We start from the raw sequence: 15,515 nt of genomic DNA, 5'->3' as shown, positions 1-15,515 counted from the left end.
AAAAAAAATGGGCGGTGAAAACCCGCCCATTTGGTCGTGAAGCTCTTATTGTAACGTGCTGCGCCCATCGATGCAAACAATTTCCGTGCCTGAAATCGAAGGGCGCTTAAAACTTGTTGCTTAACTATGGATGATCAGATGTGCGCCCCGTTGCTGGAAACCTGAAGCCTTGAGCGAAGGGCGTCTTTTTCCTGGCTAGCTTTTCGGACTTGAATTCCACCGCAATGGGACGAAAAGCAACCCAACGAGAAAGATAGATGGGACTCGGTTGGCCGCATTCAAGTCAAGGTTATTTTGCAAAAATATTCATATAAATCATTTAACTATTTCATTTGGTTAAAGTAATTTGTGAGAATAGAAAGTGCAGACCGAACTCAGGCAGCCGTCACCAGCACCCGCGTGTAGGGGTGCTGCGGCGTATCCAGCACCTCGCTTAGCGAGCCTGACTCCAGCACGTCTCCATCTTTCATCACCATGACTTCGTGCGCCATGGCGCGGATCACGCCCACATCGTGGGTGATCAGCAGGTAGCTCAGCCCGCGCTCGCGCTGCAGCCGTTGCAGCAGCCCCAGCACCTGCTTCTGGATGGTCACATCCAGCGCGCTGGTAGGCTCGTCCAGCACCAGCAGGCTGGGGTTGACGATCAGCGCGCGGGCAATGGCCAGGCGCTGGCGCTGGCCGCCCGAGAACTCATGCGGATAGCGCTGCAGCAAGCCCGGAAACTGGGCGTCTGTCATGCCTACGTCGGCCAGGGCCTGCAGCGCTCTTTCACGCCGTCCGGCCGAGCCCAGATGGGGCTCGTGCACCGTCAGGCCCTCCTCCACAATGGCTTCAACCGGCATGCGAGGTGAGAGGGATGAAAACGGGTCCTGAAACACCACCTGCACGGCACGGCGGATGGCCTTGTTGCGCGATGCTTCCCGGCTCCAGGCCTGGCCCGCCGCCTGCAACTGCCCCGAAAAAGGCAGCAAACCCAGGCTGGCAAGCGCCAGGGTGGACTTGCCGGAGCCCGACTCACCGATCACGCCCAGCGTCTTGCCTGGGGGAATATGAAAGCTGGCGCCCTTCACAGCCACAAACTCGCCTTTTTTGAACCAGCCGCGAATGCCTGGAATAGAGACCGGATAGGCCACGCGCAGGCTTTCCGCGCGCATGGTGGGCGCTGCGTCCGGGCCCGCGCCGGCGTCTGCCGCTGCAAGCCCATCGCGCTGCGGCCTGCTGTCAATGAGTTTGCGGGTGTAGGGATGCTGGGGCCGGGCGAACACTTCCGCCACAGCGCCCTGCTCCACGATATGGCCGTTTTCCATGACCGCCACGCGATCGGCAAACCGGCGCACCAGGTTCAGGTCGTGGGTGATCATCAGCACCGCCATGCCGTTGCGCCGTTGCAGCTCACCCAGCAGGTCGAGGATCTGGCTGCGCAGGGTGACGTCGAGCGCGGTGGTGGGCTCGTCGGCCAGCAGCAGCCGGGGCTGGCAGGCCAGCGCCATCGCGATCATGGCCCGCTGCCGCTGCCCGCCCGAAAGCTGGTGCGGGAAGGAGTTGGCCCGCCTTTCGGGTTCGGTAATCCCCGTGTCTGCCAGCAGTTTGATGGCGGCCTGGGCGCATTCCGCAGGGCTCAGGCCCTGTTTGAGCTGAATGATCTCGGCAATCTGGTTGCCCACACTGAACAAGGGGTTCAGCGCTGTCATGGGCTCCTGGAAGATCATGGCGATGTCGCGGCCGCGAATGCCGCGCAGAGACTGCTCCGGCAAGGACAACAGGTCAACCGGCGCCTTGGGTGGGGATCCGCTGGCCGTGCGCTCAGCCGCATTCACGCCGGTAAAGACGGCCTTTCCACCCACGGTAGCGTTTTGCGCCAGACGCAGCAGGCTCAGCGCCGTCACCGTCTTGCCCGAACCCGACTCGCCCACCAGCGCCAGCTTTTCGCCCGGTGCGATGGAAAAATCGATGCCGTGCACAACGGATTTGCCCGCAAACGAAATACGCAGGTTCTGGACGTCAAGGAGTGGCGTAGTCATCAGTCGGCCTTCCTGGGGTCAAGCGCGTCGCGCAAGGCGTCGCCCATAAAGGTGAGTAGCAGCAACGTGATGACCAGCACCGCAAAGGTCGACAGCGAAATCCACCAGGCGTCAATGCTGTTTTTGCCCTGCGACAGCAATTCGCCCAGCGACGGCGTGCCCGGCGGCACGCCCAGGCCCAGGAAATCCAGCGAAGTCAGCGCCAGGATCGCACCGCTCATGCGAAAGGGCAAAAACGTGACAACCGGCGTCAGGCTGTTGGGCAGGATGTGGCGCCAGATGATGTGCAGGTTGCCCACGCCCAGCGCACGCGCGGCGCGCACATAGTCCATCTGCCGGTTGCGCAGGAATTCGGCTCGCACATAGTCCGACAGCCCCATCCAGCCGAAAAGGCTGAGCAAAATCAGCAACAAGGCCACACTGGGCGCAAAGACGGCGCTGAAGATGATGAGCAAATAGAGCTCCGGCATGGAGCCCCAGATTTCGATGAAACGCTGGAACAGCAAATCGGTCTTGCCGCCGAAATAGCCTTGCAGCGCCCCCGTCAGCATGCCCAGCAGCACGCCGGTGACCGTCAGCGCCAGCGCAAACAGCACACTGACCCGAAAGCCGTAAATCAGCTGGGCCAGCAGGTCACGCCCCCGGTCGTCGGTGCCCAGCAGGTTGGCCCGCGTCGGCTTGGAGGGGTTTGGCTCTTTCGCGAAATAATTCAGCGTGTTGGGCCCGTAAGGGTTGAGCGTATACACCGCAAAATTGCTGCCGCGCGCCAGCCGCTCCTGGATGAATGGGTCAAGGTAATCGGTGGTCGTGTCGAAATCGCCGCCAAAGGTTTTTTCGCTGTAGTCCTTGACCATGGGAAAGTAATAACCGCCCTCATAGCGCACCAGCAGCGGCCTGTCGTTCGAGACCAGCTCGGCAAACAGGCTCAGCACCACCAGTGCGCAGAACACCACCAGGCTGTAGAACCCCAGCTTGTTGCGCCTGAAACGCCGCCACGCGCGCCGCGCAGGCGAGTTGGAAACGTACGGCTCCGAACCAGTGCCGCCGCGGATCGGGCTTTGCCCGTCCGCAGGAGGCGTCCCCTCGGGGGGAAGGCCACCGGAGGTGGCTTCAGGGGGGTCAGTCAAACCGTACACGCGGATCCACCCAGACATAAGACAAATCGGAAATCAGCTTCGTAAAGAGGCCAATCAAGGTAAAGAGATAAAGCGTGCCCAGCACCACCGGGTAGTCGCGCCGGATGATGCTTTCATAGCTGAGCAGGCCCATGCCGTCCAGCGAGAACAAGGTTTCGATCAGCAGCGAGCCGGTGAAAAATGCCCCGATAAAGGCCGCCGGAAAGCCGGTAATGATGGGGATCAGCGCATTTCGGAACACATGCTTCCACAGCACCTGGCGCTCGCCCAGGCCCTTGGCGCGGGCCGTCAGCACGTATTGCTTGCGGATCTCTTCCAGGAAGGCGTTTTTGGTCAGCATGGCGGTGACGGCAAAGCTGCCCAGCACCATCGCCGTGACCGGCAAGGTGATGTGCCAGAGGTAGTCGGTGATGCGCGCGCCCCAGCTCAAGGTCTCCCAGTTGGACGAGGTCAGCCCGCGCAGCGGAAACCATTGCAGCTGCCCGCCGAAGATCACCAGCAACGCAACGCCCAGCACAAAGCCCGGAATCGCATAGCCGGTCAGCACCAGCAAGGTGGTGACGAAATCAAAACGCGAGCCGGCACGCACCGCCTTGGCCACGCCCAGTGGCACCGCCACCAGGTAGCTGATAAAAAAGGTCCACAAACCCAGGCTGACGGAAACCGGCAGCTTCTCCTTGATCAGCTGCCAGACGTCTTTGTTCTGAAAGAAGCTCTTGCCCAGGTCAAAGCTCAAAAACTGCTTGAGCATCAGGTAAAAGCGCTCCGGCGCCGGTTTGTCAAAACCGTAAAGCGCCTTGATCTGCTCAACGCGTTTTGGATCCACGCCCTGCCCGCCCCGGTAGCTCAGGCCACCCCCCTCAGCGCCGCGGCCGGCACCCGCTTTGGCCTCAGCCATGTACTGCTCCACCGGCCCGCCCGGCACAAACTGCGTCACCACAAAGGTGATCAGCAGCACGCCGAACAAAGTCGGAATCATCAACAGACAGCGTTTGAGAATGTAGGCAAACATGATCAGAGCCCTGCAAAGCCCAGCGGGGGCCGTGGAACTGGCTCCGCCAGGCCACAGGCGCCGCCCCCTTGGAGGGGGGAAGGCGTTACGCGAAGCGAACGTCCGACGGGGGTGTTCATTTTTTCCACCAGGTGTTAATGATCCAGGTCTCGCCAGGCGCATAAGGCGGCATCTGGCCCGGCATGGCAAGGCGGCGGGCGTTGTACACCACGCGGTGGGTGCCGGCCGTCCACTGCGGCAGCAGATAGTGGCTGTGCGCCACGATGCGCTCCAGAGCACGGCAGGCGGGCAGCAGTTCAGCCTTGGTTTTGGCGCCGGTCATTTTGGTAATCATGGCATCGATCGCGGGATTGGCGGCGCCGCTGAAGTTGCCCGAGTCTTCCGTGGAGGCGGCCTTGGTGCCGAACAGGTCGGCAAACTCCTGGCCCGGGTTGTTGGTGCCGGGATAGGCGATGGAGATGATGTCGAACTGGAATTTGTCCAGGCGCTGCTGGTACAGCGCGAAATCGGCCTGGCGGAAGCTGAGCTGTATGCCCAGTTTTTCAAGGGCGCGCATCCACGGCGAAATCGTGCGCACACCGCCTTCGCTGCTGTCCAGGTATTCGAGCACCATGGGCTCGCCCTTGGCGTTGCGCAGCTTGCCATCCCGCACTTCCCAGCCGGCTTCCTTCAGCAAGGCCTGGGCACGGCGCAAATTGGCGCGCAAGGAAGAATCACCATCGGTGCGCGCCGGCACGTACATGGGGCCGAACGCCGCTGCCGGGATGTCTTTGCGCCAGGGCTCCATCAGGGCCAGCTCTTCGGGCGCCGGCAGGCCGGTGGCATGGCAGTCGGTGTTGCCAAACAGGCCCGACACGCGCTGGTAGGCGCCGTAAAACAGCTGGCGGTTCATCCATTCGTAGTCAATCGCCAGGCCCAGGGCCTCGCGCACGCGCGGGTCCTTGAGCTTTTCGCGCCGGGTATTGAGCACATAACTCTGGAAGCCCGAAGGCAGGCTGTGCTTGAACTCGCCTTTGACGAGCTCGCCGCTGTCAAAGCGTTTGCCGCTCAGGCGCCGGGCCCAGTCGCCGGCCGAGAAAAACCGCATGATGTCGAACTCGCCGGCTTTCAGCGCCTCCAGCCGGGCGGTGTTGTCCTTGTAGATCTTGACGGTGACGCTGTCGAAATTGTCGGTGCCGACCCGGACATTGAGCTTTTCCCCCCAGTAAGCCTTGTCGCGCACATAAGTGATGTCTTTGCCGAAAACCACCGGGCCGATACGGTAGGCTCCGCTGCCGATCGGGATATCGGTCACGACCTCGTTAAAGGGCTTGGCCTTGCCGGTAGCGTCCATGCCCCACTTGCGGCTGAACACCGGCAAGCCGCCCACCGTCAGCGGCAGTTCGCGGTTCGGCTTCTTGAAGCGAAAGCGCACCGTGCGCTCACCGGTGACCTCACAGGCCGCGACGTCTTCGAGCAGGGTTTTGTAGGCCGGCGAGGTATGCGGGCCCATCAGGGTGTCAAAGCTGTACTTGACGTCGGCGGCCAGCACCGGGTCGCCATTGTGAAAGCGCGCCTCCTTGCGCAGGCGGAAGGTGGCCGTCAGCCCGTCGGACGACACCTCGACGTCTTCGGCCAGCAGGCCGTAGCCTGAGGCGGTCTCGTCCATCGCGCCTGTCAGCAGCGAGTCGAACATGAAGTCCGACAGGTAGGCCGGCGCCGAGCCTTTGATGGTGAAGGGGTTGTATTTGTCGAAGGTCGAGTAGCGCAGGTTGCTGACCAGGCGCAGGTCGCCGCCCTTGGGCGCGGCGGGGTTGACATAGTCGAAGTGGGCAAACCCCGCGGGGTACTTGAGGTCTCCCCAGAGCGCATAGCCGTGCGCGGCCCATGACGGTGATGAAAGACCCAGCAGGACCCAAACCAGCAAACTTCGCATGCGACAATTCTGCACTACTTGAGTCGGCGGGATTGCAGTGCACCGGCACCGCGTTCCCTGCCCCCTTCACCTGTTTAACCGTTACGTACCTACTGGAGCTCTCCCGCATGGCCACACACACTGGATTCCTCACCGGCAAAAAACTGTTGATCACGGGCGTGCTCTCCAACCGGTCCATCGCCTACGGCATTGCCAAGGCCTGCCATGCCCAGGGCGCCGAACTGGCCTTCGGCTACGTCGGTGAGCGCTTCAAGGACCGCATCACCGAGTTCGCGGCCGATTTCGACTCCAAGCTGATTTTTGACTGCGACGTGGGCGACGACGCGCAGATCGAGAAGATGTTTGTTGACCTTTCCAAAACCTGGCCGACCTTTGACGGCTTTGTGCACAGCATCGGCTTTGCGCCGCGCGAGGCGATTGCCGGCGATTTCCTGGACGGCCTATCGCGCGAAGCCTTCAAGATTGCCCACGACATCAGCGCCTACAGCTTTCCGGCGATGGCCAAGGCAGCCCTGCCCTACCTGAACAAAAAATCCGCCCTGCTCACGCTGACTTACCTGGGCGCCGTGCGTACTGTGCCCAACTACAACACCATGGGCCTGGCCAAGGCCAGCCTGGAAGCCTCGGTGCGTTACCTGGCCGAGTCGCTGGGCCCCAAGGGCATGCGCGTCAACGGCATCAGCGCCGGCCCGATCAAAACCCTGGCTGCCAGCGGCATCAAGGGCTTCGGCAAGATTTTGAGCGTGGTGGCCGAGGCCTCGCCGATCCGCCGCAATGTGACGATTGAAGACGTCGGCAATGTCGCCGCCTTTTTGCTGAGCGACCTGGCCGGCGGCGTGAGCGCCGAGATTACCTATGTCGATGGCGGCTTCAGCCACGTGGTGGGCGGCATTGCGGAGCCGGCGGAAGCGGGCTGAAGCCTGACGGGCGGCCTTCGGGTGCGCCGGCTCAGCGCTCAGGGCTGAGTCCAGTAGTCGTAACTCCAGACCGTTTCAAAGCCCGCGCGCCGGTATAAGGCCAGCGCCGGTGTGTTGACGTCTTCGACCTGCAGGAACACCCGTGTTATGCCCCGCTGTGCCGCAACGTCCGCAATACCTGCCAGGACCCGCCCGGCCAGCCCCCGGCCCCTGAAGCCCTGGTCGGTACGCATGCCGTGCACGCTGGACCAGCCGTGGCTGAATGCGCCGGCGCCGGCCGCCACGGTTTTGTCCTGGTCACGAACGCTGGCGAACACCGAACCCTGCGCACGGCTCAAGGCCTTGACCCGGCTGGCGCCATCTACCGGGTCAAAGCCTTCGGCCAGAAAGAGCGCTGCCCACCCCGCATCGGGTGAATCTGCGGTTTCGGCGGGGGTGGCGGTGCAGACGTCGCGCATGGTCTTCACGGCCGCCACCTGGACCAGCACCGGCTTGCCGGTCTGGTAGCCGCGCCGCGCCAGCTCTTGCCGCAAGCTGTCGAAACAGGCCGCCTGAGCCAGGCGGAACACCGTACGCAGCCCGCGTGCCCGGTAGCGCGCCTCAATCTGGTCGACCATGGCGTTTTCAACCGGGCCGTGGCGCAAGGGCACCGCGCTGCGGGCCCGGCTCACCGTTCCGCTGTCAAAGGGCAGCAGCCAGCCCTGAAATTCTTCAACGGCTTCGGGTGATACCGCCGCAACGGTGGCTCGCTCTATGGTTTCAATATCGCTCGGCGTCATGGGGGAAATCGCAGCGCCGGGCGCCACGGAAAGTCGGTTGTCGATCACCAGATTATTGACGCAATGGGTTACACATTTGACCCCTGGGAAACCGTCGGGGGCTGTTCGAGACTAGTAAGCCCGCCCGTTGAATTGCTCAACAGGAATGGCGGCGAGGTCAACGCCCTCCAGGCAGCGCACATTGATGGCAGCCATACCCTTGCCGCTCGGGTCTGTGCCTTCGCCATAAGGGTGAATGCCGCAAGTCGGACAAAACCGGTGGTGGATGGCGTGCTTGTTGAACAGGTAGGTGCTGGCGTTTTCCTCCGGCGTCAGCAGCCGGAGTTTGTCGCGGGGCACAAACCAGTGGAGCGCGCCTTTGCGCAGGCACATGGAGCAATTGCATGCGAGCACGCTTTCTGGCTGGCCTTCCACTTCAAAAGCGATTTTTCCGCAGTGGCAGCTTCCTTGCTGGGTCGTCATGGCTGGATTCCTTTCGTGGTCATCTGGTGACCGAAATTGTGGGGTGGAGGGTGCGGTTGCACACCAGCGGCCGAGGAGAGAAGCAGAGAAGGCCTACCGATAAACAACCGATGGCGCGGAGTCGCTTGCAACTCTGCACGCTCAAATATAGACTGTATATTCATACAGCAAAAAGTCAATCCAGGTCCGATAAATCGAAGCCAGCCAAACCAAGTACCCATGAAAAACCAGTCCCAGCTGCAAGCTTCGGCTGCCCTCATTGCTGCCCCCACGGCGCTTTTTCGCCTCACAGCCCTGCATCTGCTGTTGGCAGCCGCAGGCCTTGTCACACCGGCCTCGCCCTTAATCTCTGCCGCGTCTGGAGCAGTCCCCGCTGCGGTGCTTTCCACGCCGGGCGCCCCGCCGTTGATGCTGGCCAAAAGCTATCACCCGGGCATTTCCCCACCCGACTACTGGGTGAGCGAAAAGTACGACGGCGTACGCGGCTACTGGGACGGCGAAAAGCTGCTGACCCGGGGCGGCGAGCGCATTGCCGCCCCCGCCTGGTTCACTGCGGGCTGGCCCAAAGTGCCCATGGACGGAGAGCTGTGGGCTGGCCGCGGCCAATTTGCCAGGGCCGTCTCGACGGTACGCCAGCAAAAACCGGATGACGCCGCCTGGCGGGGCATGCGCTACATGGTATTTGACTTGCCCGCACAAAGCGGCCGCTTCAGCGACCGGGTGCCGGCCCTGGGCGGCGTCGTGAGCCGTATCGACCAGCCCTGGGTGCAAGCTGTGGCGCAATCCAAAGTGCCCAACCACCCCGCCCTTCAGGCGCTGCTGACCAGGACCGTCAAAAGTGGTGGCGAAGGGCTGATGCTGCACCGCGGCGCTTCGCTCTACAAAAGCGGCCGTAATGACGACCTGCTCAAACTCAAAACCCATGAAGACACCGAGGCCCGCGTGGTTGGGCACATTCCGGGCAAAGGCAAATACGCCGGCCTGGTGGGCGCCCTGCTGGTAGAAATGCCGGGCCAGGATGGCAAGGCGGCCCAACGCTTCAAGCTGGGCACGGGCCTGAGCGATGAGCAGCGCCGCAATCCGCCACCCGTCGGCAGCACCGTTACCTACCGTTTTCGGGGGTTGAACGACAGCGGGATTCCGCGCTTTGCGAGTTTTATGCGGACGCAGGAAGAAGCAGCGCTTTAACTGCCCCGAATCAAGCCCTCCGGAATCAAGCTCCCGGGGTTAGGCGCCCAGAAAAAAGCCGGCACATCAGCGCCGGCCAAGTGTTTTTTGCCGCTACGGCTGAGCGCAGCCTCCGGTCTGCTCAACCCACCGCGCTACTTCTTCACGCAGTCGGCGTAGTAGCGGGTTTTGCCTTTGGCGTCGACCTCTTCCACCAGGCCGTGGATATCGGTTTCAAAGCCCGGGCACTGCGCATTGAATTCGCGCGAGAACTTCAGGTAGTCCACGATGCGCTTGTTAAACACCTCGCCCGGAATCAGCAACGGAATGCCCGGTGGGTAAGGCGTGACCAGTCCTACGGTGATGCGGCCTTCCAGGTGGTCGATCTCGACCCGCTCCGTCGTACGGTGGGCGATGTGGGCGTAGGCGTCGCTGGGCTTCATGGCCGGGGCCAGGTCGCTCAAATACACCTCGGTGGTCAGGCGGGCGATGTCGTACTTGGCATACAGGGTATGGATGTGCTGGCACAAATCGGCCAGGCCCATGCGCTCGTACTTGGGGTACTTCTGGCAGAACTCCGGCAGGATGCGCCACATCGGCTGGTTCTTGTCGTAGTCGTCCTTGAACTGCTGCAGCGCCGTCAGCAGCGTGTTCCAGCGGCCCTTGGTGATGCCGATGGTGAACATGATGAAGAAGCTGTAGAGGCCGGTTTTTTCGACGATCACGCCGTGTTCAGCCAGGAACTTGGTCACGATGCTGGCCGGGATGCCGGTTTTGGCGAACTTGCCGTTCAGGTCAAGCCCGGGCGTGACGATGGTGGACTTGATCGGGTCCAGCATATTGAAGCCGGTGGCCATCTGACCGAAGCCGTGCCAGTTGTTGGCGCCGTTTTTGGCCGTCTTGGCGCTGCGGGATTCACCCTTGATGATCCAGTCCTGGGCTTCGCCGATCCCCTCTTCGACCAGCTTGTCCGGCCCCCAGACCTTGAACCACCAGTCGTCACCGTATTCCTCGTCGATCTTGCGCATCGCGCGGCGGAAGTCCAGCGACTCGGCAATGCTTTCTTCGACCAGCGCGGTGCCGCCGGGCGGCTCCATCATGGCCGCGGCCACATCGCAACTGGCGATGATGCTGTACTGCGGCGAGGTCGAGGTGTGCATCAGGTAGGCCTCGTTAAAGAGGTGCCTGTCGAGCTTCACATCCTGCGAGTCCTGCACCAGCACGTGGCTGGCCTGGCTGATACCGGCCAGCAGCTTGTGGATGGACTGGGTGGCATAGACAACCGCCTTTTTCGGCCGGACGCGATTCTTGCCCATGGCATGGTAGGCGCCGTAGAACGGGTGGAAAGCGGCGTGCGGCAGCCAGGCCTCATCGAAGTGCAGGTTGTCGATGTAGCCGTCCAGCATGCCTTTGATGGTCTCGGTGTTGTAGAGCACGCCGTCGTAGGTGGACTGCGTCAGCGTCAGCACGCGCGGCTTGACCTTGCTGCTGTCTACACCCTTGAGCAGCGGGTTGGCATCGATCTTGGCGCGGATGGCGTCCGGCTCGAATTCGCTCTGCGGAATCGGGCCGATGATGCCGAAGTGGTTGCGCGTCGGCTTCAAAAACACCGGAATCGCCCCGGTCATGATGATGGAGTGCAGGATGGACTTGTGGCAATTGCGGTCAACCACCACCACGTCGCCGGGCGCCACCGTGTGGTGCCACACCATCTTGTTGCTGGTCGACGTGCCGTTGGTCACGAAGAAGCAATGGTCGGCGTTGAAGATGCGCGCCGCATTTCGCTCGCTGGCGCCGATGGCGCCATCGTGGTCCAGCAGCTGGCCGAGTTCTTCTACCGCGTTGCAGACGTCGGCGCGCAGCATGTTTTCACCGAAAAACTGGTGAAACATCTGACCGACCGGGCTCTTGAGGAAAGCCACGCCACCAGAATGGCCGGGGCAGTGCCAGGAATAGGAGCCGTCTTCGGCGTAATCCAGCAGCGCCTTGAAAAACGGCGGTTGCACGCCTTCGAGATAGCTTTTGGCTTCACGCAGGATGTGGCGCGCCACAAACTCGGGCGTGTCCTCAAACATGTGAATGAACCCGTGCAGCTCGCGCAGGATGTCGTTGGGGATATGGCGCGAGGTCTTGGTTTCGCCGTAGACGTAAATCGGCACGTCCAGATTCTTGCGGCGCACCTCTTCGATAAAGGTGCGCAGGTTGAGCACAGCGGGGTCGAGATCGGGGCCCGGCGAGAACTCTTCGTCGTCGATTGACAGGATGAAGGCGCTGGCCCGGCTTTGCTGCTGGGCAAACTGCGACAGATCGCCGTAGCTGGTGACGCCCAGCACCTCAAAGCCTTCGCTCTCTATGGCCTGCGCCAGCGCGCGGATACCCAGTCCGGAGGTGTTTTCGGAGCGGAAGTCTTCGTCAATGATGACAATGGGAAAGCGGAATTTCATGGCTTGGGCTGGAGTTCAAGGTCGCCCTGAACCTGTCGGAGGGCATGGGAAACGCTCAATGGGCATAGACAGGTTGAGCCCGGGCGGTGAGAGGAAGCTTTTTCCAAGCAGCGAAGTGTAAGGACATATTGTTGCGCTACGCTTGTCTTGGGGTCTAATTGCCCCAAAATGTAGCGGATGACCGACAAAAGGAGGAAGCATGAGTGAATCGACTATCTGGTGGCTGCTGGCCGGTGTGGCCGTCGCGGTGGAACTGGTAACCGGGACCTTCTACCTGCTGATGATTGCGGTGGGCTTTGTGGCGGGCGCCATCGCCGCCCACCTGGGCCTGGCGCTGGTGGGCCAGATCTTGGTGGCGGCGGCGGTCGGTGGCGGCGCGGTTGCCGCCTGGCACTGGCAGCGCAGCAAAAGCCCGGCTCCCCTGCCGGCCAACGCAAACCGCGACGTCAACCTGGACATCGGCGAGCCGGTGCAGGTGTCTCAATGGAACCCGGACGGTACGGCGACGGTGAAATTCCGTGGCGCCAACTGGACGGCCGTGGCTGCGGACCCGTCTGAGCCGGGCAACCCGGGCAACTTCCGCATCAAGGAAATGCTGGGCAACCGCCTGGTCATTGAAAGACTGTAGGCTTGAGGGAGCCTCGGCCTGCACCTTCATCAAGTTCAGATCAGGTACAGGCCAGGGGACGCGTCAAAGCTTCAAGATTTCAAAAAGACGCACCAATCATTCATAAATAAATGGAGAAACCATGGAAATCGCAATCGTCATCCTGATCGTCGCCGGCATCTTTATCGTGCGCAGCATCAAGGTTGTGCCTCAGCAAAACGCGTGGGTGATCGAACGGCTGGGCAAGTACCACGGCAGCCTTACCCCCGGGCTGAATTTCCTTGTGCCTTTTGTCGACCGTGTGGCCTACAAACACAGCCTGAAGGAAATCCCGCTCGACGTTCCGAGCCAGGTTTGCATCACACGCGACAACACCCAGCTGCAGGTTGACGGCATCCTTTACTTCCAGGTGACCGACCCGATGCGCGCCAGCTACGGCTCATCCAACTACATCGTGGCCGTGACGCAACTGGCCCAAACCTCGCTGCGCTCAGTGATCGGCAAGCTGGAGCTCGACAAGACCTTTGAAGAGCGCGACATCATCAATGCGCAAGTCGTTGCCGCCATTGACGAAGCTGCCCTGAACTGGGGTGTGAAAGTCCTGCGCTATGAGATCAAGGATTTGACGCCCCCGAAAGAAATCCTGCACGCCATGCAGTCGCAAATTACCGCTGAACGTGAAAAGCGCGCGCTGATCGCCGCCTCGGAAGGCCGCAAACAGGAGCAGATCAACATCGCCACTGGCGAACGCGAGGCCTTTATCGCTCGCTCTGAAGGCGAAAAGCAGGCCGCCATCAACAACGCCCAGGGTGAGGCCTCTGCCATCACGGCGGTTGCCGAAGCTAACGCCAAGGCGATTGAAGTCGTCGCTGCCGCCATCCGCCAGCCCGGCGGTGAGCAAGCCGTGCAGCTGAAAGTGGCCGAAAAGGCCGTCGAAGCGTATTCACGCGTGGCCGGCGACGCGACCACCACCCTGATCGTGCCCAGCAACATGACTGAGGTTTCCGCCCTCATCAGCTCGGCCATGAAGATGGTGCAGACCAACAAGGCCTGATTCAAGCCAAGCCCAATCAACCCAACCCAAACCAGGCCTTCACGCTCCGCAGACGACATCATGAGCACAAAAAATGTTCTGGGCACCGAGCTGGTGCCCTGCTCCTACGACCCGTTGACCGGCTACTTTCGTGACGGTTGCTGCAACACGGACGCCACGGATCTGGGCTCACACCTGGTGTGCGTGCGGGTCACCGGCGAGTTTCTGGCGTTTTCTGCCGCGCGCGGCAACGACCTGAGCACGCCCCGGCCGGAGCATCGTTTTGCAGGGCTGAAGCCGGGCGACCGCTGGTGCCTGTGCGCCAACCGCTGGCGCGAAGCGCTGGAAGCCGGCTTTGCACCACCCGTCATTCTTGAATCCACCCACGCCAAGGCGCTGGAGTTTGTCACCCTGGCACAGCTGGAAAAGCACCGGTTTCTGGGCGCCGTCCATTAAACGGCTAGTAGTTGGTGCAATTTGAGACGCCAGGCGCCGGCAGCACTGCTATAATCAAAGGCTTCGCGGAAGGGTGGATGAGCGGTTTAAGTCACACGCCTGGAAAGCGTGCGTAGGGTTAAACCTACCGCGGGTTCGAATCCCGCCTCTTCCGCCAGTGAGTCAATGAAAAGCGCCCTTCGGGGCGCTTTTTCATTTGTGCCGCTTATTTGGCTCTGATAAGCCTTCAACCGCCGCGGGCCATGTCATCACTTTCGCCTGCGCGCCAACCGGCACCAGTTGGTGAACGACCTGCCCCGCAAACACCTGCTCGCGCAAGTCCTTGAGCACCTCCTGCGCACCGCCAAACGGCGTGAACACATCGATCAACCAGATCTGGTCGCCCGAAGCCCAGTCGGCCAGGGTGAGTTGATGAGGGGCAGTCCGGTAGCGCTGCACCACTTCTTCGCTGAGCCTGGCCCAGGACGCAAACGCCACAGGTGCGTCGTCTTTCAAATACAGCTTGGCCTGGTCGAGTATCAGCGCCGGCATCACACGCCACTCCAGCTCGCCGAGCAGGGTCTGGCGGCCGGCAGCCTGTTGCAGCATCAGCCAGGTGACGGGGCCAAGCAACGGAATCTTCCCCAGCACCTTGTGTGCTTGCTGTTTGGCCAGCGCGGCCAGGCCTGCCAGTTCGTCCGGAGGCAATGGCCCCGGTTGAGGTACTTTCGGCGGATTAGATGGCTTTGTCATGGTTGACGGGTTTCCAGTAAGTCGTTGATGGCATTCAGATCCGCTTCGGCCAGCGTCGCATTCGCGGCTTTCAGGCGCAGCCCTTGCATCAGTGTTTCAGCCCGTGCTTTGTGCCAGTCGCGCTGGGCCGCATACAGCTGCTGCTCGGCATTGAGCACATCGATGTTGATGCGCGTGCCAATGCGAAAGCCGATCTTGTTGGCGTCCAGTGAGCTTTTGCTGGACGCCACGGCCGACGCCAGGGCCAGAACCTGTGCCCCGCCATTTACAACGCCGGTAAATGCCTGGCGTGCCTGGGCGACCGCCTGCCGGCGCGCCGCTTCCAGGTCCTCTTCGGCCTTGTCTTTCAAAGCCAGGGCTTCGCGCAAACGCGCCTGCACACCGCCGCCGGCATAGATCGGAATCGTCAAGGTCAAGCCGATCTGGCTGGATCGGGTCCGCACCGGGATGTCGGCCGGGGAAGTGATGCTGCCGGACGTGAAGGTGTTGCTGTTGAATTTCATCGAAATCTGATCCAGTTAGCGCAGTAATTTCCATCCAAATCTGACCCACGTAGGCACTACTCTGCTTGTTTTAAAAGCGGAGGGAAATTAGGAGTGATAGACGTGGCGACATTGAATGTCATCAGACGTTGGGCATTGCGAGATCAGATGTCCATCCGCGAGATCTCAAGGCGTACAGGCCTGGCTCGCAACACAGTGAAGAAGCACCTGCGATCAGAAGAGAGCGAGCCCAAGTATCCAAGGCGGGTCAGCTCAAGCAAGCTCGATCCCTATGCCGAGAAGCTGGCCACATGGCTGGGAATTGAGGCAACAAAATCGCGGAAACAGCGGC

Annotated in this window: 14 protein-coding genes, 1 tRNA gene and 1 pseudogene; 7 read left to right on the top strand and 9 right to left on the bottom strand. The window is 61.6% G+C overall.

The window, feature by feature from the left end:
- Positions 1-374: 374 nt before the first annotated feature.
- The 4 genes from BM408_RS04620 to BM408_RS04605 form a co-directional block, all read right to left on the bottom strand.
- Positions 375-2,021, bottom strand: a complete 1,647-nt coding sequence (locus BM408_RS04620) for an ABC transporter ATP-binding protein (RefSeq protein WP_092127442.1) — start codon at positions 2,019-2,021, stop codon at positions 375-377.
- Positions 2,021-3,175, bottom strand: a complete 1,155-nt coding sequence (locus BM408_RS04615; protein ID WP_092127440.1) for an ABC transporter permease — start codon at positions 3,173-3,175, stop codon at positions 2,021-2,023. The genes BM408_RS04620 and BM408_RS04615 overlap by 1 nt, the downstream gene beginning before the upstream one ends.
- Positions 3,141-4,169 carry a microcin C ABC transporter permease YejB gene (locus BM408_RS04610; protein WP_092127438.1) on the bottom strand — a complete coding sequence of 343 codons (1,029 nt, stop codon included), beginning with the start codon at positions 4,167-4,169 and terminating at the stop codon, positions 3,141-3,143. The genes BM408_RS04615 and BM408_RS04610 overlap by 35 nt, the downstream gene beginning before the upstream one ends.
- Before the next feature lie 115 nt (positions 4,170-4,284).
- Positions 4,285-6,084 carry an extracellular solute-binding protein gene (locus BM408_RS04605; RefSeq protein ID WP_092127436.1) on the bottom strand — a complete coding sequence of 600 codons (1,800 nt, stop codon included), beginning with the start codon at positions 6,082-6,084 and terminating at the stop codon, positions 4,285-4,287.
- 107 nt (positions 6,085-6,191) lie between these two features.
- On the opposite strand from BM408_RS04605, the gene fabI reads away from it, so the two are divergent.
- Entirely contained in the window at positions 6,192-7,001 is an 810-nt protein-coding gene (fabI, locus tag BM408_RS04600) for an enoyl-ACP reductase FabI (RefSeq protein WP_092127434.1), read from the top strand.
- Positions 7,002-7,039: 38 nt separating this feature from the next.
- Here the strand turns inward: fabI and BM408_RS04595 are convergent, their stop codons facing one another.
- Both BM408_RS04595 and BM408_RS04590 read right to left on the bottom strand, forming a co-directional pair.
- The gene (locus BM408_RS04595) at positions 7,040-7,828 is read right to left on the bottom strand and encodes a GNAT family N-acetyltransferase (protein ID WP_371326987.1); all 789 of its coding nucleotides are present in this window, start codon (positions 7,826-7,828) and stop codon (positions 7,040-7,042) included.
- 63 nt (positions 7,829-7,891) lie between these two features.
- Positions 7,892-8,242: a GFA family protein gene (locus BM408_RS04590; protein WP_092127430.1), complete on the bottom strand. Its 351-nt coding sequence runs from the start codon at positions 8,240-8,242 to the stop codon at positions 7,892-7,894.
- Positions 8,243-8,461: 219 nt separating this feature from the next.
- On the opposite strand from BM408_RS04590, the gene BM408_RS04585 reads away from it, so the two are divergent.
- Entirely contained in the window at positions 8,462-9,430 is a 969-nt protein-coding gene (locus BM408_RS04585; protein WP_092127428.1) for a DNA ligase, read from the top strand.
- A gap of 134 nt (positions 9,431-9,564) precedes the next feature.
- Here BM408_RS04585 and BM408_RS04580 read toward each other — a convergent pair whose 3' ends face one another.
- A complete protein-coding gene (locus tag BM408_RS04580; protein WP_092127426.1) occupies positions 9,565-11,853 on the bottom strand; it encodes an arginine/lysine/ornithine decarboxylase in 2,289 nt (762 codons plus the stop codon).
- Positions 11,854-12,052: 199 nt separating this feature from the next.
- On the opposite strand from BM408_RS04580, the gene BM408_RS04575 reads away from it, so the two are divergent.
- The 4 genes from BM408_RS04575 (at position 12,053) to BM408_RS04560 (ending at position 14,106) form a co-directional block, all read left to right on the top strand.
- Positions 12,053-12,481: an NfeD family protein gene (locus BM408_RS04575; protein WP_092127424.1), complete on the top strand. Its 429-nt coding sequence runs from the start codon at positions 12,053-12,055 to the stop codon at positions 12,479-12,481.
- Between the two features lie 121 nt (positions 12,482-12,602).
- Entirely contained in the window at positions 12,603-13,514 is a 912-nt protein-coding gene (locus BM408_RS04570; protein ID WP_092127422.1) for an SPFH domain-containing protein, read from the top strand.
- Positions 13,515-13,574: 60 nt separating this feature from the next.
- Positions 13,575-13,949, top strand: coding sequence for a DUF2237 family protein (locus tag BM408_RS04565; RefSeq protein ID WP_092127420.1), 375 nt, complete (start codon positions 13,575-13,577; stop codon positions 13,947-13,949).
- A gap of 67 nt (positions 13,950-14,016) precedes the next feature.
- Positions 14,017-14,106: transfer RNA gene (locus BM408_RS04560), tRNA-Ser, on the top strand.
- A 35-nt stretch (positions 14,107-14,141) separates the two neighbouring features.
- Here BM408_RS04560 and BM408_RS04555 read toward each other — a convergent pair.
- Both BM408_RS04555 and BM408_RS04550 read right to left on the bottom strand, forming a co-directional pair.
- On the bottom strand, positions 14,142-14,681 hold the full coding sequence (locus BM408_RS04555) for a toxin-activating lysine-acyltransferase (protein WP_254774708.1): 540 nt from the start codon (positions 14,679-14,681) through the stop codon (positions 14,142-14,144).
- Positions 14,678-15,184, bottom strand: a complete 507-nt coding sequence (locus BM408_RS04550) for a TolC family protein (RefSeq protein ID WP_254774707.1) — start codon at positions 15,182-15,184, stop codon at positions 14,678-14,680. The genes BM408_RS04555 and BM408_RS04550 overlap by 4 nt, the downstream gene beginning before the upstream one ends.
- Before the next feature lie 93 nt (positions 15,185-15,277).
- Between BM408_RS04550 and BM408_RS04545 the strand changes: the two are divergent.
- Positions 15,278-15,515 (top strand): annotated as a pseudogene (locus BM408_RS04545) (IS21 family transposase); the annotation flags it as partial.

Origin of the sequence: Polaromonas sp. YR568, assembly GCF_900116715.1 — a bacterium.
GTDB lineage: Bacteria > Pseudomonadota > Gammaproteobacteria > Burkholderiales > Burkholderiaceae_C > Polaromonas.
The sequence above is the reverse complement of the archived record's forward strand: the minus strand, read 5'-3'. Positions and strand labels throughout refer to the sequence as shown.